The sequence below is a fragment of the Pseudomonas sp. SJZ078 genome, assembly GCF_007828255.1.
Lineage (GTDB): Bacteria > Pseudomonadota > Gammaproteobacteria > Pseudomonadales > Pseudomonadaceae > Aquipseudomonas.
The window spans coordinates 117,049-139,503 of the sequence record NZ_VIUG01000003.1; the positions used below are offsets into that span (position 1 = coordinate 117,049).

Sequence of the window (22,455 nt, forward strand, 5' to 3'; positions counted from 1 at the left end):
GAGAACATTAGGACGGATGATGCGGGAGCAGGCTGCCCGCGAGCGCAGTAGCGTACGCCAGGCGTTTCGAGCCGTGGCCAGCGCCTCAACTCAGGGCAAGCTGATCGGGGTGCAGATGCAAGGCCTGGCCGGTGAGACCGTGGCGGGAGAGCTATTTCAGCATTACGGGTTTACTTCATCCCCGCTGGCTGGTGCTGAATACATCTGCATCCCGGTCGGTGGTAGTAGTCAGCATGCTGTGGTCGTTGCCAGTGAGGACGGTCGATATCGGCTGACGCTGAATAACGGGGAAGTCGCTCTGTACACCGACGAGGGTGACAAGGTGCATCTCAAGCGCGGTAGGGTGATCGAAGTAGAGACGGACACGCTGATCGTGACGGCCACCACTAAGGTCTCGTTTCAGACGCCGCTGATAGAAACGAGCGGCACCGTAACGATTGAAAAGGGACTGGCAGTGAAAGGTAACATCGTGACCAACGGCAGCATCGGGGCTGGCGGTAATATCCTCGCTCAGGGCAGCATCGCCCCCAATTCAGTCGACACAATCAGCATGTAATAAGGATTTCTAACTCTTATAAGAAAGCTTAATCCAGCCCTGACACCACTCCCTCATCATGCTCGCATGGACGCAGGCATAGACCCAATCTCAGGCGACTTAACCGGCAAGCGTATCAAAACGCTTTCCAACGCCATTTATCTCCGGCTCACCGTGCCACTTGGCTCCTGGTGGGCCGATCCCACTTTGGGCTCGCGCCTCTACCTGCTACGCCGCTCCAAGGACTTGTCCAGAGTCGGCGTTCTCGCCAAGCAATACGCAACAGAGGCTCTACAGCCGCTGATTGATGATGGGCGAGCCGCGTCCGTTTCGGTCGACGTTGAACAGCCGCACAACGGCTGGCTACTTCTGTTAGTGACAGTGGTCGACAGCGCGGGCGTCGAGCAAGTTTTTCAGCATCCTGTAAGGGTCATCTGATGGCATTCACCGTTCCGACTTACGACGCGATACTCAGTAATATCCTGCGCGATATTCGTAATCAGAATGCCGAGGCAGACATTGGCACTGATAGCGATAACTACGTGCGTTCGGCGTCATTTGCGGCGGCGCTTGAAGGCTACTATCAGAAACTTACGTGGCTCTACAGGCAGATTTTTCCTGACGAAGCCGACGACGATGAAGTTATTCATGAAGCAGGATTGCGTGGGCTTTATTTAAAGGGTGCCGTGTCGTCAGCGGGACCGGTCTCACTAACGGGAACGCCAGGTGTGACGCTGTTCGCATCCTCTCGCCTAACCCATATTGCGACCGGCGCGGTCTTCCTGGCCATCGAAGACGTGACCCTGAGTTCAGCAGGGGTTGTCTCGGCCCTGGTCCGGGCAGAAACCCCCGGTTCACAACTCAACAGCCTTACGGGCGCGCTCACGCTCACCAGTCCGCCGCTGGGCATGAACGCATCGACCAGCTTTTCCGCCGCAACCACAGGTGGTGAAGATCAGGAGTCAGTTGAATCCTTGCGGGCTCGCCTCCTGGACGTGATGCAGAAACCGGCAGTAGGTGGTGCGGATTACGACTATGAACGATGGGCCAAAGAGGTCGACGGCGTTGCTTACGCGCTGGTCTTACCCAGGCGCCGTGGTGGAGGAACGGTCGATATCGTCATCACCGCGAGCAATGGTTTGCCGTCCGCTGACGTAGTCGCGGGATGCCAGGCGCATGTTGAGTCTTTGTGTTCGGTCTACGCAGACGTTCTTGTATTTGTGCCTACGATAAGAACCGTCGATTCGATAGCCCAAGTCGAGCTGCAAGATGGTTACGAACTGGCTGACGTGCAAGCTTCCGCTCAGAGAGCCTATGACGCGCTGCTGGGAGCTTTGAAGCCAAAAGAAGGGCTGCGGCGTTCTCAGATCGAAACGATGGTCAGTAGTCTGCCTGGCGTCTCAGACCGGGTCGTGACGTCCCCTGCGGGAAATGTTGCCGCATCGTTGGACAGTTCGCTAATCGGCTGGATCAGGCCGGGCACCATAACTCTGGTGCCAATGGTATGACTCGCCTAGCCGATCAACTGCGTCTGCTGCTCCCGCTTGAAGCTTACGATCCCAATGCCAAAACACTATCGTCGGTGATCGAAGCGGAGGCCGCTGCCTTGACTCAGGCAGGGCAGGCCACTGACCAGGTCTATGACGCAATCTTTCCTGACACTGGTGCAGGTCTTGTTGACTGGGAAAGGGTCCTGGCACTGCCTGACCCTTGCCTGGTTGGCATCCAGCAATCAACACAGCAACGAGTGAACGCAGTCGTCAGCAAGCTTGGAGCACAGGGCGGGCAAAGCAAGCCCTTCTTCATCGCGCTCGCTAAATCCCTTGGCTACGACATCACCATCAGCACCTTCAGGCCTGCTAGAGCAGGCGAAGCCCATGCAGACAATCCTGTAAACGGTGGGGACTGGGATTACACCTGGCGCGTTAACGCACCAGAAGTAACCGTCACCTATGCCGCGGCTGGCGTGACCTCTGCCGACGATCCGGTGGCGTACTGGGGAAACAAACCTTTGGAGTGCCGACTCGGCCAGGTAAAACCAGCAGAGTCCATCTTGTTATTTGGCTACGGAGACAACTGATGCAAAGAGTTGGGGATAGTACCTCTACTGCGAACGGGTCCAAGGAGTTCACTCGGGGTCAACCGGGCACGGGCATCCCGTCAACGTTAATCACCGTTGAATGGTTGAACAGCGTGCAGCGTGAGTTGGTGAATTTGGTGGTCGGAGCCGGGCTGACAATCAGTCCAACGGACGATTCTCAGGTATTTAAGGCCATCCAAGCGATGCTCGTTGCGGGCATCACCTGGGCGAAGTTGGGCGCTAAGCCAACTACGGTAGCGGGCTTTGGTATCACCGACGCGTTCACAAAAACGGAAACATCGACGGCTATTCAACAGGCGATAGCGGCGCTGGTTGGCTCATCACCCGCAGCGCTCAACACTGTTTATGAACTGGCAAATGCGCTGGGTAACGATCCCAACTTTGCGACGACTGTCATCAACGGGCTCGCCGGTAAGGCCGACAAGGCCACATCTTTGGCAGGGTATGGCATTACCGATGTTCCTGAGCTGATACGGACTCTTGGCTGGCGTGCCCGCACCAGTTCCCCAATAGGAGCGTCGGGGACCGACTTGAACACCCTGACCACGCCTGGCTGTTCCGAAATTCTGGTAAATGGCACGAATCCCAATGGCACTGGGGTTTCCGAGTTCTATTACGCCTTGGTATTTGAATATGGCGGATCCCAGCTCACGCAACTGCTCATTCCTTATTCGGGTGGGGGCGGGATGTGGGTCAGGTCTCGCTACTCCGGCGTCTGGTCAGCGTGGGACAAGTTTGTAACGGTCGCCAGCTTGCCTCCTGCGCGCACTGCATCCATGCAGGTCAACGGGTGGACCAAAGATCCGATTACCGGAGAAATTGAGCAGTGGGGGTATGTGGCAAGTGTTGCAGACAACGCAACGCTTGCAGTCACGTTCCCAATGGTGTTTCCGGAAGCTTTTTTGAATGGTCAACTGACTTTTGCAAACGATACCGGCTCGTCCGGTACGGACACCATAAATATGCTCAGCCCAACGCGGCAAGGATTCACGCTCAAGGTCAGCGGTAACAACACGACCAACTCTGTCTATTGGAGGGCAAAAGGAAAATGAATCAGCATTACTTCGGGAAGGATGGCGGCTTTTACTGCACCGCTCTGCACGGCCAACGCACGATCATGGTTGCTGATCCTTCGTGGGTACGCCCGACGATTCTTGTTCCAGATCCCGAATGGACGGGGACAGATCCTGCGCCGTCCATCGAGGTCCCGGACCTGGCTGCTGTCGCGCCAATGCTGGAGCAATCAAATCCTGACTGCTCCCTCATAGCCGAGGCCGATCTGGTTGAGATAACCAGCGAGCAGTACGAGTCGCTTCAGTTGGCTATTACACAGGGAAATAGGGTCATTCCTGACTCAAATGGCTTGCCGTTGGTCGTGAGCGCAGCGCTGCCGGTATACCAGCAATGGGCAGGTCAGATCACTGCACGTCGATACGATGAAGAAACGAAGGGCATTACTGTCGATGGGACGCAGATTGATACCGGCCGGGACAGTCAGGCGCTTATTACTGGCGCAACCGTATCGGCAATGCTTGATCCCGCCTATGTGTGTATCTGGAAGACTCTCAGCGGCCCGGTGAGGCTGAACGCGGCGGACTTGATCAAGATATCGACCTCAGTGCGAACGCACGTCCAGGCGTGTTTCGACCGCGAGAGCGAGTTACTGGCGCTGCTCGCGGCCGGCCAGTTCAATATCGAGATGCTGGACGAAGGGTGGCCCCAATGAGCCGGTTTCAGAACACGCTGAAGACTGAGCAGCTTGGGAAGTGGAATCGGGTGCTCCTGGACAATCTTACCTACGTCGACGATGAACTGGGTGCCATCACAGTCCCTGGTGGTTTTGTCACCGATTTCGCAAGCGTGAAAGCTCTGCACAACGTTTTCCTCTTCGTGCTGTATGCCCTCGTGGCGGGGTATGGAAACTACGCTTCAACGGTCCACGATTGGCTATACGTCCAAGCGACGTATCCTCGGGCGCAGTGTGATCAGGTCCTGTATCGCGCCTTGCGTGCTGAAGGCGTCGCCAAATGGCGAGCTGCGTTGTTCTGGGCGGGTGTGCGCTTGGGAGGCCGCAGACACTATCAGGGCTAGGGTCTGCGGCTGTTAGACCCGTTCACGGTGTTCAGTTGAAATTCAACCGGTGCCAAATGCTCCGCGTGACGGTGCCAAACGGCGCGCGCGCTTACAAGATGTCAGGAAATATTTTTCCAATACGGGCAATAAAAACATTTGACTTGCAAATGATAATGATTATTATTGCATCAACTGATCGCGAGATCAGTCGATAGTCCAGAAGGCCTTAGGTCGGACTTCTGGAGTATCTCCTCATCAGGCTAATCACGGTTTTTGACCCGGCTCCTTGCCGGGTCTTTTTTTGCCGATTTTCCGGTTTATGGCTTCGGCTTGGTGAGGTCTTTGACGGGCGCTACCGATTCGATGATGACGGTGATGATCCATTTACCAAAGCCCCCGCCACACCGGCAGAAACTAACGACAGCCAGCACTTGAGAATCAGCTGCGGACTCTCTAAGCTGCTTCTGCGTCCAGGGAGGACGCCCCCGGTCTCATGACGCAAATCGTCTCAATTTCCCCTTCCTTGCGTGTAAAGTAACGGCCATGGAACTCCTCTCAAAGGAATCGTGACCGTGGCTAAATCGTCTTTTGATATCAGCGCCAATTTCGACAGCGGCAACATCCAGGTCGTGGACATCAGCAATCCATTGCAATCGCTGCTGAAAATCCGCCCCGACACCCGCAGCGCCCACTTCCAGTGGTTCCACTTCAAGGCCAGCGGCCTGCATGTGGGCCATGAATATTCCTTCCGCCTGCTCAACGCCAGTCAATCGACCTACAGCAAAGGGTGGCCGGGTTACCAAGCCGTAGCGTCCTACGATCACGTCAACTGGTTCCGTGTTCCTACTCAATTCGAAGGCGATTCCCTGCGTTTTTACCTGGAAGCCGAACAGCCCCACGCCTGGTTCGCCTATTTCGAGCCCTACAGCCGTGGGCGCCATGACTGGCTGATCGAGCAGGCCCAGCACAAGGCCGGCACCGAGCTGCTGGCCATCGGTAAAAGCGTCGAGGGACGTGATATCCAGTTGCTGCGCAAGGGCAGCGGTGCCGAAGGCCGGCGCAAGGTCTGGATCATCGCCCAGCAGCACCCTGGCGAGCACATGGCCGAATGGTTCATGGAGGGCGTGATCGACCGCCTGCAGGATCAGGACGACGCCCAGCTGAACCGGTTGCTGGCCAAGGCCGATCTCTACCTGGTGCCGAACATGAACCCGGATGGCGCGTTCCATGGGCATCTGCGTACCAACGCCATGGGCCAGGACCTCAACCGCGCCTGGCAGGACGCCAGCCCGGAGATCAGCCCCGAAGTATTCTTCGTACAGCAGCAAATGGAAAAGTACGGCGTCGATCTGTTCCTCGACATCCACGGCGACGAGACCATCCCCCACGTTTTCACCGCCGGCAGCGAAGGCAACCCTGGCTACACTCCGCGCATTGCCAAGCTTGAGGAACGCTTTCGCAGCCACCTCAAGCATCAGACCAAGGACTTCCAGACCACCCATGGCTACACCCGCGATGAGCCGGGCCAGGCGAACATGACCTTGGCCTGCAACGCGGTCGGCCAGAAATACGACTGCCTCTCCCTGACCCTGGAAATGCCCTTCAAGGACCACGACGACCACCCGAACCCGCAGACCGGATGGTCCGGCAAGCGCTCGATGCAACTGGGCAAGGATGTGCTGAGCACGGTGGCGGATATGGTCGAGGAGTTGCGCTGACCTTGTCTGATCCATTCACCTGTGGTGAGGGGATTTATCCCCTGGCCACAGGTTTGTGTTTGCCTGTGCCCTATCGAGGACTCAAGCTTTATCGCGCCCACGCAACATACTGTCCAACACCTCGTCCCGCCGCACCCAGCCGTGAAACAATGCCGCCGCCAGATGCACCAGCACGGTCAGGAACAGCAGGTAGGCCAAGTACCCGTGGGCCTTGCGCAACCACGCGAACGTCTGAGCATTCGCCGGCAGAATCGAGGGCAGTTGCAGCGAGTTGCTAAGCATCACCGGGTCCCCCGCCGCAGAGATCATGCCCCAGCCCAATAACGGCAAGACCAGCATCAAGGCGTACAACAGGACATGGGAGGCCTTCGCCGCCAGTACCTGCCAGCCCGGCAAATCCCTCGGCAATGCCGGTGGGCGCGTGGTAAAGCGCACCGCCAGGCGCACGATCACCAGCAACAGAATCGCGATGCCCAGGGGCTTGTGCAACTGGAGCAGCCACTCATGGCGTTCGGACACCGAGGCCACCATGCCGGCGCCAATGAACAGCATGGCGATGATCATCATTGCCATCAGCCAATGCAGCAGCCGGGCCAGGGGGGCGAAGTGACGGGGGTTCATGGGCGGGACTCCTGGGTGGCGGGCAACTGGCTCACTTCGCTGGTACGCCGCAGATAGGAATTGGCATACGCGGCGGAACGCGCGGCCAGCAGCGGGTCTTCGGAACCTTCGATACCGCTGGGCAGGATCAGCGGGTCATAGTTGATATCACGGCATTCGCCGTTGTCCTGCGCCTGGGTACTCTCCAGCACCAGCGTACCGGCGTTGAGCACCTGGCGATCGGTGGGCCATGGCTTGCTGGCGTCATTCACCGGATCGCCAGGATTGGCCAGGGTGATGTTCAACCGCCAGCGCAACGGTCCGGCGGCGAGACGCTTGGTCAGGTCCTGCTCCAGGTAGTCAGCGCCCTGGGCGGCTGGCGCATCCGCCGCGTCGGCGGTCAACGGGACCACGCCCCAGCGCACCGCTTGACGTTGTCCGGCCGGATTGACCAGATAAAACGCATTGATGCCGTTGTAGGCTTCAGTGGCATAACTGGCCGACGGCTTGGCGGTCTTTATCCATTGCAGGAACGGCACGGCTTCCGGGTGAGCGGCAAAAAACGCCGGCACCGCCGTCGGGTTCGGTTTCCCCGTGGCGGGGTCCGGAGACTGGGCCTGCTGGAACTGATAGAACGCTTCAGGCGTGCCCACCGGGAACACCGGCATGCTGTTCATGCCAGTACGCCACTGCTGGCCATTGGCTTGGGTGAAGCGCAGCGCCAGGCTGCGGATCGGTACGCTGCCGTCCGGCGCGTACGGGTTGCCGCTGGGCAAGGCGAAGCGTCCGACGACCGGCGTTCGTGCATCCATGAACACCTGGGCGCTGGAATAGGCCCGCGCCTCGCCGCTGCTTTCGAAATAACCGGCGACACAAACGCCCTTCGAGTGATTGCGTCGGAAGCCCGGATGAATCCCATTGTTCTTTTCCAGCACATTGACCAGTGCTTTAGGTGTCAGGCGCTGTGGGTCGAGGGTGCCGTTGACGTAGGCAAACGCCCCCGCCAATGCGGCAACAATCACTCCAATACCGCCCAGGCGCAGGGTCAGGCTGGCGGCACTCAACGGTGGCCGACCCGATGGGTCAGGTGAAGAGGAAGGATCAACCATGACGAAGCTCCAAGGCTCAAGGCCATTTGAGGAAAGGACCCGTCAGACGAAGGCCCGATGGTTTTATTCCCATGCCTCGTATTTATTTTTCCTACGCTGGAATAATCTCGTTCGGGGAACGTCTTTCCAGTCTTACTCAGCGAAGGCTCACCGGACGCCAAACGCCCATGAACGAACTCGATGACCAGTTGCGCATGCTCATCCCCCGACTACGGCGGTTTGCCGTGTCGCTGACGCGCAACCCCAGCAATGCCGACGACCTGGTGCAGACGTGCCTGGAGCGGGCCTTGTCAAAATGGAACGACAAACGTCCGGACGGCGATTTACGGGCCTGGCTGTTTTCCATCCTGTACCGGCAATTTCTCGATGGACATCGCCGGTCCCGACGCTATGCCCGCATGCTGGAGTTCTTCACCGGTCGCGACGAGACGCACCCCTCGGCCGAGCGCAGCGTGATCGCCCAATCGTCCTTGCAGGCCTTCGACCAACTCACCACCGAGCAGCGAGCGCTGCTGCTGTGGGTATCGGTGGAAGGCTTGAGCTACCAACAAGTCGCCGACATCCTCGGCGTGCCGACCGGCACTGTCATGTCACGCCTGTCCCGCGCCCGCCAGGCCTTGCGCCAACTCAGCGAAGGCGAAATCACCCGCCCCACCCTGCGGATACTCAAATGATCAGCATGCCCCCCAGCGACCGCGACCTGCACGCCTATGTCGATCGCCAATTGAGCGAAGCCGACCAGCACCTGATGGACACCTACCTGGGCAGCCACCCCGACGTCGCTGCCCAGGTCCGGGCCTGGCAACAGGACGCGTTGCGCCTGCGCACGGCCCTGAGTGGCGCCTTGCAACAACCGGTCAACCCAGCGCTCGACCCGGCCTTGATCCGCCAACGGCTCAAACATCGCTCACGCCGCCACCTGGCCAGCGCCGCGATGTTACTGCTGGCCGTCAGCGTGGGCGGTTTCGGTGGCTGGCAGGCCCGTCAAATGACTCTCCTCAGCGCCGCCCAACCCATGGCTGACGCCCTGCAAGCCTATCGGCTGTTTGCCCAGCAAGGCATTTTGCCGGCCGATTACCAGACGGGTGATGAACGCAGCATGCAAGGCTGGCTCGACCGTTACTTCAGCCACGCCAATCGCCTGCCGGATCTTTCCGGCGCCGGCTTCAAGCCGGTCAGCGGCCGCTTGCTCAGCACCGAGCAGGGCGCGGCGGCGATGATCGTCTACCAGGACGAAAGCGGTCAGAAAATCAGCTTCTACGTGCGCCCACCGGGGCCCAGGAATTTTCTCCTGCCCCGCGGCAGCCGGCGCGACGGCGAATTGCAGGCCGAATACTGGTCCGGGCCGGGATACAACTATGCGATGGTGATCCCCAGTGACATGCCGGCTGCCCAACAACTCAAGCAGACCCTGGACTTCTGATCACCGCCAGGCCCTTGTGGGAGCGGGCTTGCTCGCGAAGACGGCGGTTCAGTCGACATTGATGTTGGATGTCTGTCCGCTTTCGCGAGCAAGCCCGCTCCCACAAGGGCCAATCTGGAACCTTAAATTTGCTCACCCCTGCCCAAACACCTGCGAAGGTCGGCGCAGCAACGGGTCGAACGGGTTGATCCGTGGACCGATCAACGCCGCCTCGCGCTTGAGCATCTCCACCACCGTCGGCAGGCGATCCGGCCCCAAGCGGTCACTGATGGTCGCCACACTCAAGGCCGCCACGGCACGGCCGTCGCGATCCAGGATCGGCACCGCCACCCCGGCCATCCCCTGCAACACGCCGGTGTTGCGTCCGGCGTAGCCCAGGCTGCGCACATTCTCAACTTCCGCGCGCAGGAAGACTTCGTCGTACAAATGAAAATCCTTGAGCCGCGGCAGGTTGTAGTGAATCACCGTGTCGCGCTCCTCCTCGGGCAGGAACGCCAGGATCGCCAGGCTACCCTGGCCCACGCCCAACGCCACCCGGCCGCCGATATCGCCGGTAAAGGTGCGGATCGGGAATGGCCCTTCGCTGCGATCCAGGCAGATCGCATCGAAGCCGCTGCGCGCCAGCAGGAACAATGAGTCGCCCAGGGACGCCGACAGCCGCAGCATGGCCGGTCGCGCCAGTTCACGCAGGTTGCCGGTGTTCCCGGCACGGGCGGCCAGGGCGAAAAAGTCCAGGCTCAGGCGATAACGTTTGCTGCGCCCATCCTGCTCGACCATGCCCTCGTCCATCAGGCTGCGCAGCAGGCGATGGGTGGTCGGCTGGGACAGGCCAATGCGCTGGGCCAGTTGCGTTACCCGCTCCCCGCCTTCAGCGGTGTCACCCAGGCTGCGCAACACGGCGAACAACCTGGAGACGGCGCCAACCCCGACTTTGCTTTTTTCGATATTCCGATCAATGGAATTATTCATTCTATTTTTTACTCATCAATTCACTGATTGAATGAAACTGAAAATAGTCATCGTCTCAGTGAAACAGGCCATTGAGCCCATCCTATTCTTCGTCCTACTCTGCGTCCATACAGGGGCGATTCGAACAACAGCGGCAGCCGATCCAGGTCGAGCGCCAACGCACCGAGTGTCCTGCGTCACCCCTTCGTATCTGCCCTTACAAAAAAAGCGCGCCTCACGGCGACGCATAACAATCTCAGGTGGAACGCAGTCATGGCTTTCGTGCAACTTGAAAACTTGAGTAAACGCTACGGCGACATCGACGCCGTGGTGGCCACCAACCTCGCCGTGGGAAAGAGCGAGTTCGTCTCGCTGCTGGGCCCTTCCGGTTGCGGCAAGACCACCACCCTGCAAATGATCGCTGGCTTCGTCGAGGTCAGCAGCGGGCGCATCCTGCTGGACGGCCGCGACATCACCCACGCCAAGCCCGCCAGCCGGGGCCTGGGTGTGGTGTTCCAGAGTTATGCGCTGTTCCCCCACATGAGCGTCCGGGACAACGTCGCTTTCGGCCTGCGCATGCGCAAGGTGCCGGCCAGCGAGCTCCAGCAACGGGTGGACCGGGTGCTGAAGCTGGTGCGCCTGGACCGGCATGCCGAGCGCTATCCCCGGGAGCTCTCGGGCGGCCAGCGTCAGCGCGTGGCGTTGGCCCGGGCGCTGGTGATCGAACCGCCGGTGCTGTTGCTCGACGAACCGCTGTCCAACCTCGACGCCAACCTGCGCGAAGAGATGCAATTCGAAATCCGCCGCATTCAGCGGGAAGTCGGCATCACCACGCTGATGGTCACCCACGACCAGTCCGAAGCGCTGTCTATCAGTGACCGGGTCGTAGTGATGCAAGCCGGGCGCATCACCCAGATCGATACGCCCTACACCCTTTACGAACACCCGCGTACCACCTTCATTTCCGGCTTTGTCGGCAAGGCCAACCTGCTGCCCGGCGAACGCGACAGCGCCGGCATCGTTCAAGCCTGTCAGCCGGGCCAGGGCGAACTGACCCTGAGCCTGCGCCCGGAAAAGATCGACCTGTGCGCCGCCGGCGCGGGCCGCTTGCAAGGCACAATCGTCAGCCGTTTCTTCCTCGGCAGCCAATGGTTGTATGGCGTCTCGACCGGCCTGGGCGAACTCTGCGTGGTGCGTCGAAATGACGGCAGCGCACCGATGGCCGAAGGCACGGCAGTGGGCCTGGACTGGGATCCGGCGCTGCTGCGGGTGCTGAGTGTCGATGAGGTGCCGGCATGAAGCGGCTGGACGGAATGCGCCGGGGCCGACAAGGCTATCTGATGTCCGCACCGGCCCTGGCCCTGTACCTGGGTTTGCTGGTGATTCCCCTGGGGCTGACGCTGGTGCTGTCGTTCAACGTTTTCGACTACGGGTCGGGCATCGACAGCCACGCGTACACCCTCGATCACTACATCAGCTTGCTGGGCGATTCGTATTTCTACGAGATCTTTTTGCGCACCTTCTGGATCAGTGCGCTGACCACGCTGTTGTGCGTGCTGATCGGCGTACCCGAAGCGTACGTGCTCAGCCGTATGGGCGCGCCATGGCGCTCGATTTTCCTGATCCTGATCCTCACCCCGTTGCTGATCTCGGTGGTGGTGCGGGCCTTCGGCTGGAGCCTGCTGCTGGGCGCCGACGGGTTGGTCAACCAGACGCTGCAAGCGTTCGGTGGCGCGCCGATGAAGTTGCTCTATACGCCATTCGCCGTGGTCATCGCCCTGGTCCACGTGATGCTGCCGTTCATGATCATTCCGGTCTGGACCTCATTGCAGAAACTCGACCCGGCCGCCGAACAGGCCGCGCTGTCCCTGGGGGCCAGCCAGTTCACGGTGATCCGTAAGGTGGTGCTGCCGCAGATCATGCCCGGCGTGTTGTCCGGCACCCTGATTGTGTTCGGCCTGGCCGCCAGCTCCTTCGCCATTCCCGGGCTGCTTGGCGGACGCCGCTTGAAGATGGTCGCCACGCTGATCTACGACCAGTACCTGTCGGAACTCAACTGGCCCATGGGCGCCGCCATCGCCATTGCGCTGTTGCTGCTCAACCTGCTGATCATGCTGTCGTGGAACCGCATGATCGAAGGCCGCTACAAGAAGTCATTGGGGTAACTCATCATGTCCAGGAACGGTCCTTTCGCCCTGTTGTTTCACGCCTTGGTCGTAGCGTTCATGCTGGCGCCGCTGGTGGTGGTCTGTCTTGTCGCCTTCACGCCGGAAAACACCCTGAGCCTGCCGACCACGGAGTTCTCGCTGCGCTGGTTCCGCGCCGTGTTCGAACGCGCGGACTTCGTCGATGCGTTCTACAACAGCCTGGCCCTGGCGTTCTGTGCGGCCTCGCTGGCGACGTTGATCGCGGTACCGGCGGCGCTGGCAATCACCCGCCTCGAATTTCCCGGCCGGGATGTTTTCAATGGCCTGTTCCTGTCACCGATCATCATTCCGCACCTGGTGCTGGGTGTGGCACTGCTGCGGTTGTTTGCGCTGATGGGGGTCAATGGCAACTTCACCTGGCTGATCTTCGCCCACGTACTGGTCATCACGCCCTATGTGTTGCGCCTGGTGCTGGCGTCGGCCATCGGCCTGGACCGCAGCGCCGAACAGGCCGCGCAATCCCTGGGCGCCGGGCGCTTCACGCTGTTCCGGCAGATCACCCTGCCGATGATCCTGCCCGGGGTCGCCGGAGGCTGGTTGCTGGCGTTCATCAACAGTTTCGATGAAGTCACCCTGTCGATCTTTGTCACGTCACCGGCGACGCAAACCCTGCCGGTGCGCATGTATGTGTACGCCACCGAATCCATCGACCCGATGATGGCGGCGGTGTCGGCACTGGTCATCGCGCTTACCGCGCTGACCATGATTCTGCTCGACCGGGTCTATGGCCTGGATCGGGTTCTGGTGGGCAAACAATGAGGGCACCATGGCGCTGCTGAAACGACTGGCCGAAGGCGACCGCCCGGCCCTGGACTTTACCCTCGACGGCCAACCGGCCACCGGCCTGTCGGGCGATACGCTGCTGACCGCCGTGCTGACCTGCGGCGACCACCTGCGCGGCAGCGATTTCAGCGCCGAACCCCGGGCGGGGTTCTGCCTGATGGGCGCCTGCCAGGACTGCTGGGTGCGCCTCGGCGACGGCCGCCGCGTCCGCGCCTGCGCCACCCTGCTCGAAGCCGGCCAGCAAATCACCCGCGAACCGGGGCGCCAGGTATGAACAGCTCATTTATTCCCTGTTGGAGCGACCTGCCTGTGGCCATCGTCGCTGCATGGACTATCGCTATCGCGAGCAGGCTCGCTCCCACAGGGGTTTTATGGCGGTCACAAGATCGATGTTCAGCACCGATCAACTGTGGGAGCGGGCTTGCTCGCGAAAGCGATCTTCCCGCCGCCCCCATCATTGAATGTGCCGACGCCTTCGCGGGCAAGCCCGCTCCCACGGGGGTTTTATGGCGGTCACAAGATCGATGTTCAGCACCGATCAACTGTGGGAGCGGGCTTGCTCGCGAAAGCGATCTTCCCGCCGCCCTCATCATTGAATGTGCCGACGCCTTCGCGGGCAAGCCCGCTCCCACAGGGGTTTTATGGCGGTCACAAGATCGATGTTCAGCACCGATCAACTGTGGGAGCGGGCTTGCTCGCGAAAGCGAGCTTCCCGCCGCCCTCATCATTGAATGTGCCGACGCCTTCGCGGGCAAGCCCGCTCCCACGGGGATTTTGCGGCGATCACAAAACGGGCGTTCACAACTGTGGGAGCGAGCCTGCTCTGGGCAGCGATCCGACGATAGCGCCTTCGGCAGCGCCACATATCCCCCGGTCTTGTCGATGAGGCTGTCATGAAACCAATCGCCATCATCGGTGCCGGCCCCGCCGGGATCCGTGCCGCCCAGACCCTGGTCGCCCACGGCGTGTACCCTGTCCTGCTGGATGAAGCCTTGCGCGGTGGTGGGCAGATCTATCGGCGGCAGCCGGCCAATTTCAAGCGCTCGCCAGCCAAACTGTATGGCTTCGAAGCCCACAAGGCCCAATCGATCCACCAGACCATCGACGAGTTGCGCGACCAGCTCGACTATCGTCCCGACACCCTGGTATGGAACGTCGAAGCCGGCCTGCTCGACACCCTGCATGAAGGTCGCGCCGCTCGACTGGAGTATTCGAAGTTGATCGTCGCCACAGGCGCCACCGACCGGATCCTGCCCGTACCGGGCTGGACATTGCCGGGGGTATACAGCCTCGGCGCCGCGCAGATCGCCCTGAAATTCCAGGGCTGCGCCATCGGTGAGCGCGTGGTGTTCGCCGGCAGCGGCCCGTTGCTTTATCTGGTGGCCTATCAATACGCCAAGGCCGGCGCCAACGTAGTCGCCGTGCTCGACAGCTCCCTCCTGGGCGACCAGGCCCGCGCCCTGCCCGGCCTGCTGACACAACCGGCCACGCTCGCCAAAGGTCTCTACTACCGGGGCTGGTTGAGCGCCCATGGCATCGCCGTGCATCAAGGGGCGAGTCTGTCGCGTATCGACGGTGAGCGCCGGGTGCAGTCATTGAAATGGCGCAACGCAAAAGGCGAACACAGCCTCGATTGCGACGCGGTGGCCTTCGCCCACGGCTTGCGCAGCGAAACCCAACTGGCCGACCTGCTGGGCTGCGAGTTCACCTGGAACGCCCTCAACCGCGCCTGGCTGCCCCAGCGGGACAGCGCCGGTCGCAGCAGCGTGAACGGGATCTACCTCGCGGGTGACGGCGCGGGAATAATGGGTGCCGACGCCGCCGAGAAAGCCGGCGAACGCGCCGCCCTGGCCCTGCTCGAGGACAGCGGTTACCGAGTCGATCCGCAGCGGTGCACCCAACTGGAAACAGAACTCGAACGCATCGGCCATTTCCGCCAGGGCCTGGAGCGCGCCTTTGCCTTCCCGCAAGGCTGGGCCGCCGACGCGGCTGATGAATTGATGATTTGCCGTTGCGAAGAAGTCAGCGCTGGCGACATCCGTCGGGTGATCAGCGAAGGTCATTGGGAAATCAACCGGGTCAAGGCCCATTGCCGCGTCGGCATGGGGCGTTGTCAGGGAAGAATGTGCGGCGCCGCGGCGGCGGAAATCATCGCTAGCGAAAGTGGACGGCCCATTTGCGGCATCGGTCGCTTGCGGGCCCAGGCGCCGGTCAAACCCGTACCGTTTGGCCTGGAGGTAGAACCATGATCGAAGTCGACGTGGTGATCATCGGCGGCGGCATCGTCGGTTCGTCGGCGGCGCTGTTCCTGAGCAAGGCCGGGCGCCGGGTGGCCCTTCTGGAGCGTGACTTCTGCGGCTCGCACTCAAGCGGCGTGAACTATGGCGGTGTGCGACGCCAGGGACGGCCCTTGTCACAACTGCCCCTGTCGCAGCAGGCCCACGAGATCTGGAACCAGTTGCCCCAATTGATCGGCATCGACGGTGAATATCAGCGCAGTGGCCATCTGAAACTGGCCCGCAGTGCCGAGGACATGCGTGCCTTGCAGGACTACGCCGCCAGCAGCCAAGGCTTTGGCCTTGACTTGCAACTGCTGGATCGCCAGGCACTGCACGCGCGTTTTCCCTGGGTGGGTGCGGTGGCCGTCGGGGCCTCGTTGTGCCCGGACGACGGTCACGCCAACCCACGACTGGTGTCCCCGGCCTTTGCCCAAGCCGCCCGCCGACATGGCGCTCAGGTTCATGAACAATGCCCGGTCAGCCTGGTTGAACATGACGGCCAGCGCTTTACCGTGCGAACCGAAACCGGCCTGACGCTGCGCGCGCCCTGGCTGCTGAACTGCGCCGGCGCCTGGGCCAGCCATTTCGCCGCACAGTTTGGTGAAGCCGTGCCCATGTATGCCGGGCACCCGGCGATGCTGGTCACCGAGCCATTGCCCTTGGTGATGGATGCCAGTACCGGCGTGGAAGGCGGCGGGATTTACGCGCGCCAGGTTGCCCGCGGCAATTGCGTGCTAGGCGGCGGCCAGGGTTTCGCCCTGGACGACGCTCGCGCCCGGCCCGGCCAGAATGCCGTGATCGAGATCCTGCGCCAGGCGATCGAGCTCTACCCGTTCCTGGAGGGCGCCCAGGCCATTCGCACCTGGAGCGGCACCGAAGGTTACCTGCCCGATCGCCAGCCGGTGATCGGGCACAGCAGCACCCAACCCGGCCTGTTGCATGCGTTCGGCTTCGCCGGAGCGGGCTTCCAGATCGGCCCGGCGGTGGGCCAGGCGCTCACCGAAATCATCTGTTGCGGCAAATCGAAAACGCCGCTGGATGCGTTTTCCATCACCCGGTTTCACTCCATCTCCGTTTCTTGATAGAGGAAGGTCGCGCCATGAATAACGTCAAACGCACCGCACTGCTGGGCTTTTCCTGCTTGAGCGCATTGTTCGCCGTCGGCCAGGCACACGCCGAGCCAACGCTTTACCTGGGCATGAACGGCGGCACCATGGAGCGGCTCTACGCCGACAAGGTCTTGCCGGCCTTCGAGAAAGCCAACAACGTCAAAGTGGTGATCGTGCCGGGGACCTCGGCGGATATCCTGGCGAAAGTACAGGCCAGCAAAGACAACCCACAGATGCACGTCATGTTCCTGGATGACGGCATCATGTACCGCGCCATCTCCATGGGGCTTTGCGACAAACTCGAGGACAGTCCGACCCTGGCGCAAATCCCCGCCAAAGGCCGCATCAAGGATCAGGCCGTGGCCGTCAGCCTGGGTGTGACGGGGCTCGCCTACAACACGCGCCTGTTCAAGGAAAAAGGCTGGAGCGCGCCGACATCATGGATGGACATGGCCGATCCGCGCTTCAAGGACAAGCTGGTGTTCCAGTCGGTGGCCTCATCCACTTTCGGCCTCCACGGTTTCCTGATGTTCAACCGGATCCAGGGTGGCAACGAGACCAACGTCGAGCCGGGCTTCAAGGCCTGGCCGAACACCGTGGGGCGCAACGTGCTGGAATATATCCCCAGCTCGGCGAAAATTTCCGAAATGCTGCAGACTGACGAAGCCGCGCTGTTCCCGCTGACGCCAACCCAGGTAACCGCGCTGAAACTCAAGGGTATGCCAGTGGAATATGCACAACCGAAGGAAGGCGCCGTGGTGCTCAACGTCGCCGAATGCGCCATCGCCCACAACACCCAGCCCGAGCTGGCACAGAAACTCGCCGCCTTCCTGCTCACGTCTGAAGCCCAGGCCATTGCCCTGGAAGAAGGCGACCAGATTCCATCCAATCCCAATACCCCCACCACCGACAAGACTCGCGGCCAGGTGCAAGCCATGAAGCAATACCTGGAAACGGCGATTGCGGTGGACTGGGACCAGGTCAATGAACAACGTCCGGCGTGGAATGCGCGTTGGAGTCGCAGTATCGAGCGCTAGCCGAACTGGCTTTTGTGGCGAGGGGATTTATCCCCTCGCCACAGGGTTTTGTAACAAACTAGGTGGCATCGGACTTCTCTTGATCAACGGTGCCCCGTCCCATGAACACCCTCGCCCAACTTCGCGCCGGTCAGCTGTCAGGCATCACCCGCTTGGACCTGGCCTGTGGCCTGACGCAGTTCCCCCGGGAGATCTTCGAACTGGCGGACTCCCTCGAGATCCTCAACCTCAGCGGCAACCAGTTGGAAACCCTGCCCGATGACTTGCATCGACTGCGCCGGCTGCGGGTGCTGTTCTGCTCGGACAATCGCTTCACTGAACTGCCTGAATGCCTGGGCCGTTGTGCCGCGTTGACCATGGTCGGTTTCAAGGCCAACCGCATCGAGCGCGTCCCCGCCGCGGCCCTGCCGCCGCTGCTGCGCTGGCTGATTCTGACGGACAACCGCGTCAGCCAGTTGCCGGATGAACTGGGACAGCGCCCACATCTGCAAAAGCTGATGCTGGCCGGCAACCGTTTGCAGGAACTGCCCGCCAGTCTGGCCCAGTGTCACCGACTCGAGCTGCTGCGGATCGCCGCCAATCAGTTGGACGATCTGCCGCAATGGTTGCTGGAACTGCCCCGCCTCAGTTGGCTCGCCTACGCCGGCAACCCGCTGGAAACCCAAGCCGACGAGGCCGCGCAACACAGCACGACCCCCATCGACTGGACACAACTGAGCCTGCAACAACCATTGGGCGAAGGCGCCTCGGGGGTGATTCATCAGGCGCAGTGGCAACCGACCGGCCAATCGGCGCGAAACGTCGCGGTGAAGATGTACAAGGGCGAGATGACCAGCGACGGCTCGCCCCTGCATGAAATGCACGCCTGTATCACGGCGGGCCGACATCCGAACCTGATTGAAGTGTTGGGGCAGGTCGCCGGACATCCCGACGGGCAGGCCGGGCTGGTCATGGCGCTGATCGAGCCCAGCTATCGAAACCTGGCCGGGCTGCCGAGCCTGGCCTCCTGCACCCGCGATGTGTATGCCGAGACATTGCGCTTGAGCGCCACCGCAGCCTTACGTATCGCCCGAGGCATCGCCTCGGTGGCGGCACACTTGCACCATCAGGGCATCACCCACGGGGATTTATACGGGCACAACATCCTGTACAACGACCAGGGCGAATGCCTGCTGGGGGATTTTGGCGCGGCATCTTTCCACGCCACCGCAGATACCCCGCAAACCCGTGCACTGCAACGCATCGAAGTGCGGGCTTTCGGGATTCTGCTGGGTGAGTTGCTGGCGCGGATCGAGCCGGGGGGCGATGACGTGCAGCTTGCGACGCTTCAAGCATTGGAGACGCGTTGCTGTCAGCCGGACGTACTGGCGCGGCCGGGGTTTGAGGAGATTGAGCAGGTATTGGCCGGCGGCTGATCAAGCAAAGGTTGTTTTTGTGGCGAGGGGATTTATCCCCTCGCCACAAAGGACAATCTTTTGCTCTTCAGGGAATCCCGTTAACCCGCCAACCCGACAAACATATCCTGCACGTCATCGTGGTTATCAAGGCCTTCAAGGAACGCTTCGACCTCGGCCATCTGCTCGTCGGTCAGGCCGCTGACCGGGTTTTTCGGCTGGTAGCCCAGCTTGGCGGACAACACCGTGAAGCCCTGGGCCGGCAGCGCTTTCTGCACGGCATCGAGATCGGCCGCATCTGTGATGAACAGCGTCGCGCCCTCTTCGCCTGGCTCGAAATCCTGGGCACCGGCCTCGATGGCGGCCATTTCCGGATCGGCATCCGGGCTGTCCGGGGCGGCCTCGATCATGCCGACATGGTTGAAGTCCCAGGCCACCGAACCCGAAGCACCCAGCTGGCCCTTGCGGAACGCGACGCGGATTTCGGCCACGGTACGGTTGATGTTGTCGGTCACGCATTCAACGATCAGCGGCACCTGGTGCGGCGCGAACCCTTCGTAGGTCACACGGTGATACTGCACGGTCTCGCCGAGCTGGCCCGAACCTTTCTTGATCGCGCGCTCCAGGGTCTCGCGGGGCATCGACGCCTTCTTCGCCTGCTCGACCACCAGCCGCAGGTGTGCATTGGTCGCCACGTCGGCACCGTTGCGCGCGGCAATGGTGATTTCCTTCACCAGCTTGCCGAAGATCTTGCCCTTGGCGTTGGCAGCCGCCTCTTTGTGTTTAACCTTCCACTGTGCGCCCATCACTCACTCTCTTGTCTGACGCGCCAAGACATCTGCCGGCCGGCGCTGTGGCGCAAGTTTATACGGCCTAAACCGGCTGATCGACCAAAAAATGCGCCCCGGCGAATCGACATTTTCACAACATGCTGTAGGCAGTTTCCGAAATAGCGATTCAAGAGCACCGTTTCGCCCCGCGGTTTCGTACCCTCGCGGCTTCTTCTCTTCAAGTAAGCACCGCGATGCGCAACGACACGGAAAGCCCCTTCAGCCTGACACTCACGCAAAGCGACCTGCGGCTGCAAGTGCTGCGGTTCAACGGTCGGGAGGCCCTCAACCAGCCGTACCGCTTCGACCTGGAACTGATCGGCCTCGCGCCGCCAATCAATCCCGATACGCTGTTGGGGCAACCGGCGTTCCTGCGCCTGGATGGCGAGTCCGGTGTACATGGCATCGTCCATAGCGTCAGCCTGAGCGCCCATGCACCGCACCGTATCGGCTATCGCCTGACGCTGGTTCCCTATCTCCAGCGTCTGGAGCAGGGTCCGAGACGACGGGTTTTCCATCAGCTCAGCGTCGTGCAGATACTGCAGCGCCTGCTGGACGACAACGCGCTGCCCGCCCACAGCTACCGTTTCGAATTGCCTCACGGACAGTACCCATCCCGCCCGTTCTGTATCCAGTACGAGGAAAGCGACCTGGAGCTGTTGCAGCGGCTATGCGAGCAAGAAGGCATTCATTACCACTTCGAACACTCCCCATCCGGCCACGTCCTGGTGTTCGCCGAAGATCCCAAGAGTTTTCCGGCACGGGCGGTCGAGCTTGCACTGTGTACACAAACCGATGAGCAACCGGCACTCGTGCGACTGTACCAGCGTCACCACCCGACGAAGCCTGCTCTGCCCGGCCGCTTCGCCGAGCGGGCAACGTCGCCCGCCGAAACCGGCGCCGCGAATCATGGGTTCAATGGCACCGGTCACGAGGCGATGCGGAGCAATCCAGCGTCGGCTCATGCTTATCAGATAGGACGCCGGAACCTGGAGCGCCTGCGCTGTCGGCAACGGGAAATCCACGGCCACAGCACGCAACCGGCCCTGCGCAGCGGCCGCATCGTGCAGATCGGCGAACACCCGGTATCGACGTTCAACGATCAATGGCTGGTTGTCGAAGTCCAGCATCGCGGCAGACAGTTTTCGATACTGGAAGCCAATCAACCGCCTGTGTCGTCGGCCAGGGACTATCGGAACAAGTTCTCTGCCATCCCCTGGTCCACCGTGTTCAGGCCCGCCGTCAAACACTCCAGGCCGAGCATTCCCGGCTACCACGTGGCGCATGTCCTCGGTCCTGCCGGGAGGCCGGCGGAGCCCGATGAGCGAGGTCAGGTCCGGGTCAGCCTGTGGGGGCCGGATGACGAAGGCATCCCGTTGCCCGTGTCACGATTGAGCCTCCACGACAGCCCGCCCCTGATGGCCGGCAGTGAAGTGCTGGTGAGCTTTCTGGATGGCGATCCCGACCGGCCGGTGCTGTGTCCGGGCGGCATCGATAGCGGTGGCGCGCGCAACGTGGCGTCGAAGAAACCGGCACCGGGCAACAGCGACGTCAGGCTGTTATTCGACTGGCTGCTCAACCCTCCGGACACAACGCCCTGATCCGCCACCGAATACCGCAGCCGGTCAGCGGGCGTAAACCGGAGTTCGTATGGACAAAACCTGATCCGGCTCATGCAAACCCAACGAAACGGGCTTACAGTAGCAGCACAACGCCGCTCGAGACGGCGCTTTAGCCTGATGTCTGGAGATACCCGCATGCCCTGGAAAAACTCTGAAAACCGCTACAGTACCGTCACGATCACCTTGCACTGGTTGATGCTGGTGCTGCTGGCTGTGGTTTATGCCTGCATAGAATTTCGCGGGATCTTCCCCAAGGGCAGCGGCGGCCGAACCCTGATCAAGGAAGCGCATTTCATGCTCGGCCTTACCGTGTTCCTGCTGGTCTGGCTGCGCCTGTTCGCCCGCAGCGTGGGCAAGGCACCCGCCATCTTTCCGGCTTCGCCCGTCTGGCAGACCTTCCTTGCGCGCCTGATGCACTGGGCGCTGTACCTGTTCATGATCGCCATGCCGCTGCTGGGCTGGCTGATCACCAGCGCCGAAGGGCATCAAGTGATGTTCTACGGTTTCGATCTGCCGCTGCTGGTCGATCAGGACAAGGCATTCGCCAAGCAGCTGGAAGGCTGGCATGTGCTGGGCGGCACCATCGGCTATTGGTTGATCGGCCTGCATGCCCTGGCGGGGCTGTATCACCACTACATCGTGCGCGACAACACGTTGCTGCGGATGATGCCGAAGCGCGGCTGACGG

The 22,455-nt window shown here is 61.3% G+C and carries 24 protein-coding genes; 20 read left to right on the forward strand and 4 right to left on the reverse strand.

Going from position 1 to position 22,455, the window contains the following annotated elements:
- Positions 1-19: 19 nt before the first annotated feature.
- From FBY02_RS04240 to FBY02_RS04275, 8 genes are all read left to right on the forward strand, one after another.
- Positions 20-556, forward strand: a complete 537-nt coding sequence (locus FBY02_RS04240) for a phage baseplate assembly protein V (protein WP_256662475.1) — start codon at positions 20-22, stop codon at positions 554-556.
- Positions 557-622: 66 nt separating this feature from the next.
- On the forward strand, positions 623-973 hold the full coding sequence (locus tag FBY02_RS04245; RefSeq protein WP_144923808.1) for a phage GP46 family protein: 351 nt from the start codon (positions 623-625) through the stop codon (positions 971-973).
- On the forward strand, positions 973-2,043 hold the full coding sequence (locus FBY02_RS04250; protein WP_144923811.1) for a baseplate J/gp47 family protein: 1,071 nt from the start codon (positions 973-975) through the stop codon (positions 2,041-2,043). The genes FBY02_RS04245 and FBY02_RS04250 overlap by 1 nt, the downstream gene beginning before the upstream one ends.
- Positions 2,040-2,615: a YmfQ family protein gene (locus tag FBY02_RS04255; protein ID WP_144923814.1), complete on the forward strand. Its 576-nt coding sequence runs from the start codon at positions 2,040-2,042 to the stop codon at positions 2,613-2,615. Before FBY02_RS04250 ends, FBY02_RS04255 begins: the two co-directional genes overlap by 4 nt.
- A 113-nt stretch (positions 2,616-2,728) precedes the next feature.
- Positions 2,729-3,688, forward strand: a complete 960-nt coding sequence (locus tag FBY02_RS04260; RefSeq protein ID WP_144923817.1) for a pyocin knob domain-containing protein — start codon at positions 2,729-2,731, stop codon at positions 3,686-3,688.
- Positions 3,685-4,362, forward strand: coding sequence for a DUF4376 domain-containing protein (locus tag FBY02_RS04265; protein WP_256662470.1), 678 nt, complete (start codon positions 3,685-3,687; stop codon positions 4,360-4,362). Before FBY02_RS04260 ends, FBY02_RS04265 begins: the two co-directional genes overlap by 4 nt.
- Positions 4,359-4,727, forward strand: coding sequence for a DUF1353 domain-containing protein (locus tag FBY02_RS04270; RefSeq protein ID WP_144923819.1), 369 nt, complete (start codon positions 4,359-4,361; stop codon positions 4,725-4,727). The genes FBY02_RS04265 and FBY02_RS04270 overlap by 4 nt, the downstream gene beginning before the upstream one ends.
- A 548-nt stretch (positions 4,728-5,275) precedes the next feature.
- Positions 5,276-6,427, forward strand: coding sequence for a carboxypeptidase family protein (locus FBY02_RS04275; RefSeq protein WP_144923822.1), 1,152 nt, complete (start codon positions 5,276-5,278; stop codon positions 6,425-6,427).
- Between the two features lie 81 nt (positions 6,428-6,508).
- On the opposite strand, the gene FBY02_RS04280 is transcribed toward FBY02_RS04275, so the two are convergent.
- Together FBY02_RS04280 and FBY02_RS04285 are read right to left on the reverse strand one after the other, a co-directional pair.
- Positions 6,509-7,048, reverse strand: a complete 540-nt coding sequence (locus FBY02_RS04280; RefSeq protein WP_144923825.1) for a cytochrome b — start codon at positions 7,046-7,048, stop codon at positions 6,509-6,511.
- On the reverse strand, positions 7,045-8,136 hold the full coding sequence (locus FBY02_RS04285) for a catalase family peroxidase (RefSeq protein ID WP_144923828.1): 1,092 nt from the start codon (positions 8,134-8,136) through the stop codon (positions 7,045-7,047). The genes FBY02_RS04280 and FBY02_RS04285 overlap by 4 nt, the downstream gene beginning before the upstream one ends.
- A gap of 167 nt (positions 8,137-8,303) precedes the next feature.
- Here FBY02_RS04285 and FBY02_RS04290 point away from each other — a divergent pair, with 167 nt between their 5' ends.
- Together FBY02_RS04290 and FBY02_RS04295 are read left to right on the forward strand one after the other, a co-directional pair.
- On the forward strand, positions 8,304-8,810 hold the full coding sequence (locus FBY02_RS04290; protein WP_144923830.1) for a sigma-70 family RNA polymerase sigma factor: 507 nt from the start codon (positions 8,304-8,306) through the stop codon (positions 8,808-8,810).
- The gene (locus FBY02_RS04295; RefSeq protein ID WP_144923833.1) at positions 8,807-9,559 is read left to right on the forward strand and encodes an anti-sigma factor; all 753 of its coding nucleotides are present in this window, start codon (positions 8,807-8,809) and stop codon (positions 9,557-9,559) included. Before FBY02_RS04290 ends, FBY02_RS04295 begins: the two co-directional genes overlap by 4 nt.
- Before the next feature lie 132 nt (positions 9,560-9,691).
- Here FBY02_RS04295 and FBY02_RS04305 read toward each other — a convergent pair whose 3' ends face one another.
- Complete coding sequence (locus tag FBY02_RS04305) at positions 9,692-10,528, reverse strand: IclR family transcriptional regulator (protein ID WP_144923836.1); 837 nt, start codon at positions 10,526-10,528, stop codon at positions 9,692-9,694.
- Between the two features lie 252 nt (positions 10,529-10,780).
- Here FBY02_RS04305 and FBY02_RS04310 point away from each other — a divergent pair, with 252 nt between their 5' ends.
- The 8 genes from FBY02_RS04310 to FBY02_RS04350 all read left to right on the forward strand — a co-directional run bounded on the left by FBY02_RS04310 (position 10,781) and on the right by FBY02_RS04350 (position 19,337).
- Positions 10,781-11,806, forward strand: a complete 1,026-nt coding sequence (locus FBY02_RS04310; protein ID WP_144923839.1) for an ABC transporter ATP-binding protein — start codon at positions 10,781-10,783, stop codon at positions 11,804-11,806.
- Positions 11,803-12,672 carry an ABC transporter permease gene (locus FBY02_RS04315; RefSeq protein WP_144923841.1) on the forward strand — a complete coding sequence of 290 codons (870 nt, stop codon included), beginning with the start codon at positions 11,803-11,805 and terminating at the stop codon, positions 12,670-12,672. The genes FBY02_RS04310 and FBY02_RS04315 overlap by 4 nt, the downstream gene beginning before the upstream one ends.
- 6 nt (positions 12,673-12,678) lie before the next feature.
- Positions 12,679-13,473, forward strand: coding sequence for an ABC transporter permease (locus FBY02_RS04320; protein WP_144923844.1), 795 nt, complete (start codon positions 12,679-12,681; stop codon positions 13,471-13,473).
- A 7-nt stretch (positions 13,474-13,480) separates the two neighbouring features.
- Positions 13,481-13,771 carry a (2Fe-2S)-binding protein gene (locus FBY02_RS04325; protein WP_144924344.1) on the forward strand — a complete coding sequence of 97 codons (291 nt, stop codon included), beginning with the start codon at positions 13,481-13,483 and terminating at the stop codon, positions 13,769-13,771.
- Between the two features lie 619 nt (positions 13,772-14,390).
- A complete protein-coding gene (locus FBY02_RS04335; protein WP_144923847.1) occupies positions 14,391-15,746 on the forward strand; it encodes an NAD(P)/FAD-dependent oxidoreductase in 1,356 nt (451 codons plus the stop codon).
- Positions 15,743-16,858 carry an FAD-binding oxidoreductase gene (locus tag FBY02_RS04340; RefSeq protein ID WP_144923850.1) on the forward strand — a complete coding sequence of 372 codons (1,116 nt, stop codon included), beginning with the start codon at positions 15,743-15,745 and terminating at the stop codon, positions 16,856-16,858. Before FBY02_RS04335 ends, FBY02_RS04340 begins: the two co-directional genes overlap by 4 nt.
- 17 nt (positions 16,859-16,875) lie before the next feature.
- On the forward strand, positions 16,876-17,922 hold the full coding sequence (locus FBY02_RS04345) for an ABC transporter substrate-binding protein (protein ID WP_144923853.1): 1,047 nt from the start codon (positions 16,876-16,878) through the stop codon (positions 17,920-17,922).
- 101 nt (positions 17,923-18,023) lie between these two features.
- A complete protein-coding gene (locus tag FBY02_RS04350; protein ID WP_144923856.1) occupies positions 18,024-19,337 on the forward strand; it encodes a leucine-rich repeat-containing protein kinase family protein in 1,314 nt (437 codons plus the stop codon).
- Between the two features lie 80 nt (positions 19,338-19,417).
- On the opposite strand, the gene FBY02_RS04355 is transcribed toward FBY02_RS04350, so the two are convergent.
- Positions 19,418-20,122: a YebC/PmpR family DNA-binding transcriptional regulator gene (locus tag FBY02_RS04355; RefSeq protein WP_047703746.1), complete on the reverse strand. Its 705-nt coding sequence runs from the start codon at positions 20,120-20,122 to the stop codon at positions 19,418-19,420.
- A gap of 218 nt (positions 20,123-20,340) precedes the next feature.
- Between FBY02_RS04355 and FBY02_RS04360 the strand changes: the two genes are divergently transcribed.
- Positions 20,341-21,747 (forward strand): type VI secretion system Vgr family protein, encoded by a 1,407-nt coding sequence (locus tag FBY02_RS04360; RefSeq protein WP_144923859.1) that lies wholly within the window; start codon positions 20,341-20,343, stop codon positions 21,745-21,747.
- A 156-nt stretch (positions 21,748-21,903) separates the two neighbouring features.
- On the forward strand, positions 21,904-22,452 hold the full coding sequence (locus tag FBY02_RS04365) for a cytochrome b (RefSeq protein WP_047703748.1): 549 nt from the start codon (positions 21,904-21,906) through the stop codon (positions 22,450-22,452).
- The last annotated feature ends 3 nt before the right edge of the window (positions 22,453-22,455 follow it).

Bases quoted from the DNA above. Each gene is read 5' to 3' on its own strand.
- FBY02_RS04240 (WP_256662475.1), top strand. From the start codon at position 20: ATGCGGGAGCAGGCTGCCCGCGAGCGCAGTAGCGTACGCCAGGCGTTT.
- FBY02_RS04245 (WP_144923808.1), top strand. From the start codon at position 623: ATGGACGCAGGCATAGACCCAATCTCAGGCGACTTAACCGGCAAGCGT.
- FBY02_RS04250 (WP_144923811.1), top strand. From the start codon at position 973: ATGGCATTCACCGTTCCGACTTACGACGCGATACTCAGTAATATCCTG.
- FBY02_RS04255 (WP_144923814.1), top strand. From the start codon at position 2,040: ATGACTCGCCTAGCCGATCAACTGCGTCTGCTGCTCCCGCTTGAAGCT.
- FBY02_RS04265 (WP_256662470.1), top strand. From the start codon at position 3,685: ATGAATCAGCATTACTTCGGGAAGGATGGCGGCTTTTACTGCACCGCT.
- FBY02_RS04270 (WP_144923819.1), top strand. From the start codon at position 4,359: ATGAGCCGGTTTCAGAACACGCTGAAGACTGAGCAGCTTGGGAAGTGG.
- FBY02_RS04280 (WP_144923825.1), bottom strand. From the start codon at position 7,048: ATGAACCCCCGTCACTTCGCCCCCCTGGCCCGGCTGCTGCATTGGCTG.
- FBY02_RS04285 (WP_144923828.1), bottom strand. From the start codon at position 8,136: ATGGTTGATCCTTCCTCTTCACCTGACCCATCGGGTCGGCCACCGTTG.
- FBY02_RS04290 (WP_144923830.1), top strand. From the start codon at position 8,304: ATGAACGAACTCGATGACCAGTTGCGCATGCTCATCCCCCGACTACGG.
- FBY02_RS04295 (WP_144923833.1), top strand. From the start codon at position 8,807: ATGATCAGCATGCCCCCCAGCGACCGCGACCTGCACGCCTATGTCGAT.
- FBY02_RS04305 (WP_144923836.1), bottom strand. From the start codon at position 10,528: ATGAATAATTCCATTGATCGGAATATCGAAAAAAGCAAAGTCGGGGTT.
- FBY02_RS04310 (WP_144923839.1), top strand. From the start codon at position 10,781: ATGGCTTTCGTGCAACTTGAAAACTTGAGTAAACGCTACGGCGACATC.
- FBY02_RS04315 (WP_144923841.1), top strand. From the start codon at position 11,803: ATGAAGCGGCTGGACGGAATGCGCCGGGGCCGACAAGGCTATCTGATG.
- FBY02_RS04320 (WP_144923844.1), top strand. From the start codon at position 12,679: ATGTCCAGGAACGGTCCTTTCGCCCTGTTGTTTCACGCCTTGGTCGTA.
- FBY02_RS04325 (WP_144924344.1), top strand. From the start codon at position 13,481: ATGGCGCTGCTGAAACGACTGGCCGAAGGCGACCGCCCGGCCCTGGAC.
- FBY02_RS04335 (WP_144923847.1), top strand. From the start codon at position 14,391: ATGAAACCAATCGCCATCATCGGTGCCGGCCCCGCCGGGATCCGTGCC.
- FBY02_RS04340 (WP_144923850.1), top strand. From the start codon at position 15,743: ATGATCGAAGTCGACGTGGTGATCATCGGCGGCGGCATCGTCGGTTCG.
- FBY02_RS04345 (WP_144923853.1), top strand. From the start codon at position 16,876: ATGAATAACGTCAAACGCACCGCACTGCTGGGCTTTTCCTGCTTGAGC.
- FBY02_RS04350 (WP_144923856.1), top strand. From the start codon at position 18,024: ATGAACACCCTCGCCCAACTTCGCGCCGGTCAGCTGTCAGGCATCACC.
- FBY02_RS04355 (WP_047703746.1), bottom strand. From the start codon at position 20,122: ATGGGCGCACAGTGGAAGGTTAAACACAAAGAGGCGGCTGCCAACGCC.
- FBY02_RS04360 (WP_144923859.1), top strand. From the start codon at position 20,341: ATGCGCAACGACACGGAAAGCCCCTTCAGCCTGACACTCACGCAAAGC.
- FBY02_RS04365 (WP_047703748.1), top strand. From the start codon at position 21,904: ATGCCCTGGAAAAACTCTGAAAACCGCTACAGTACCGTCACGATCACC.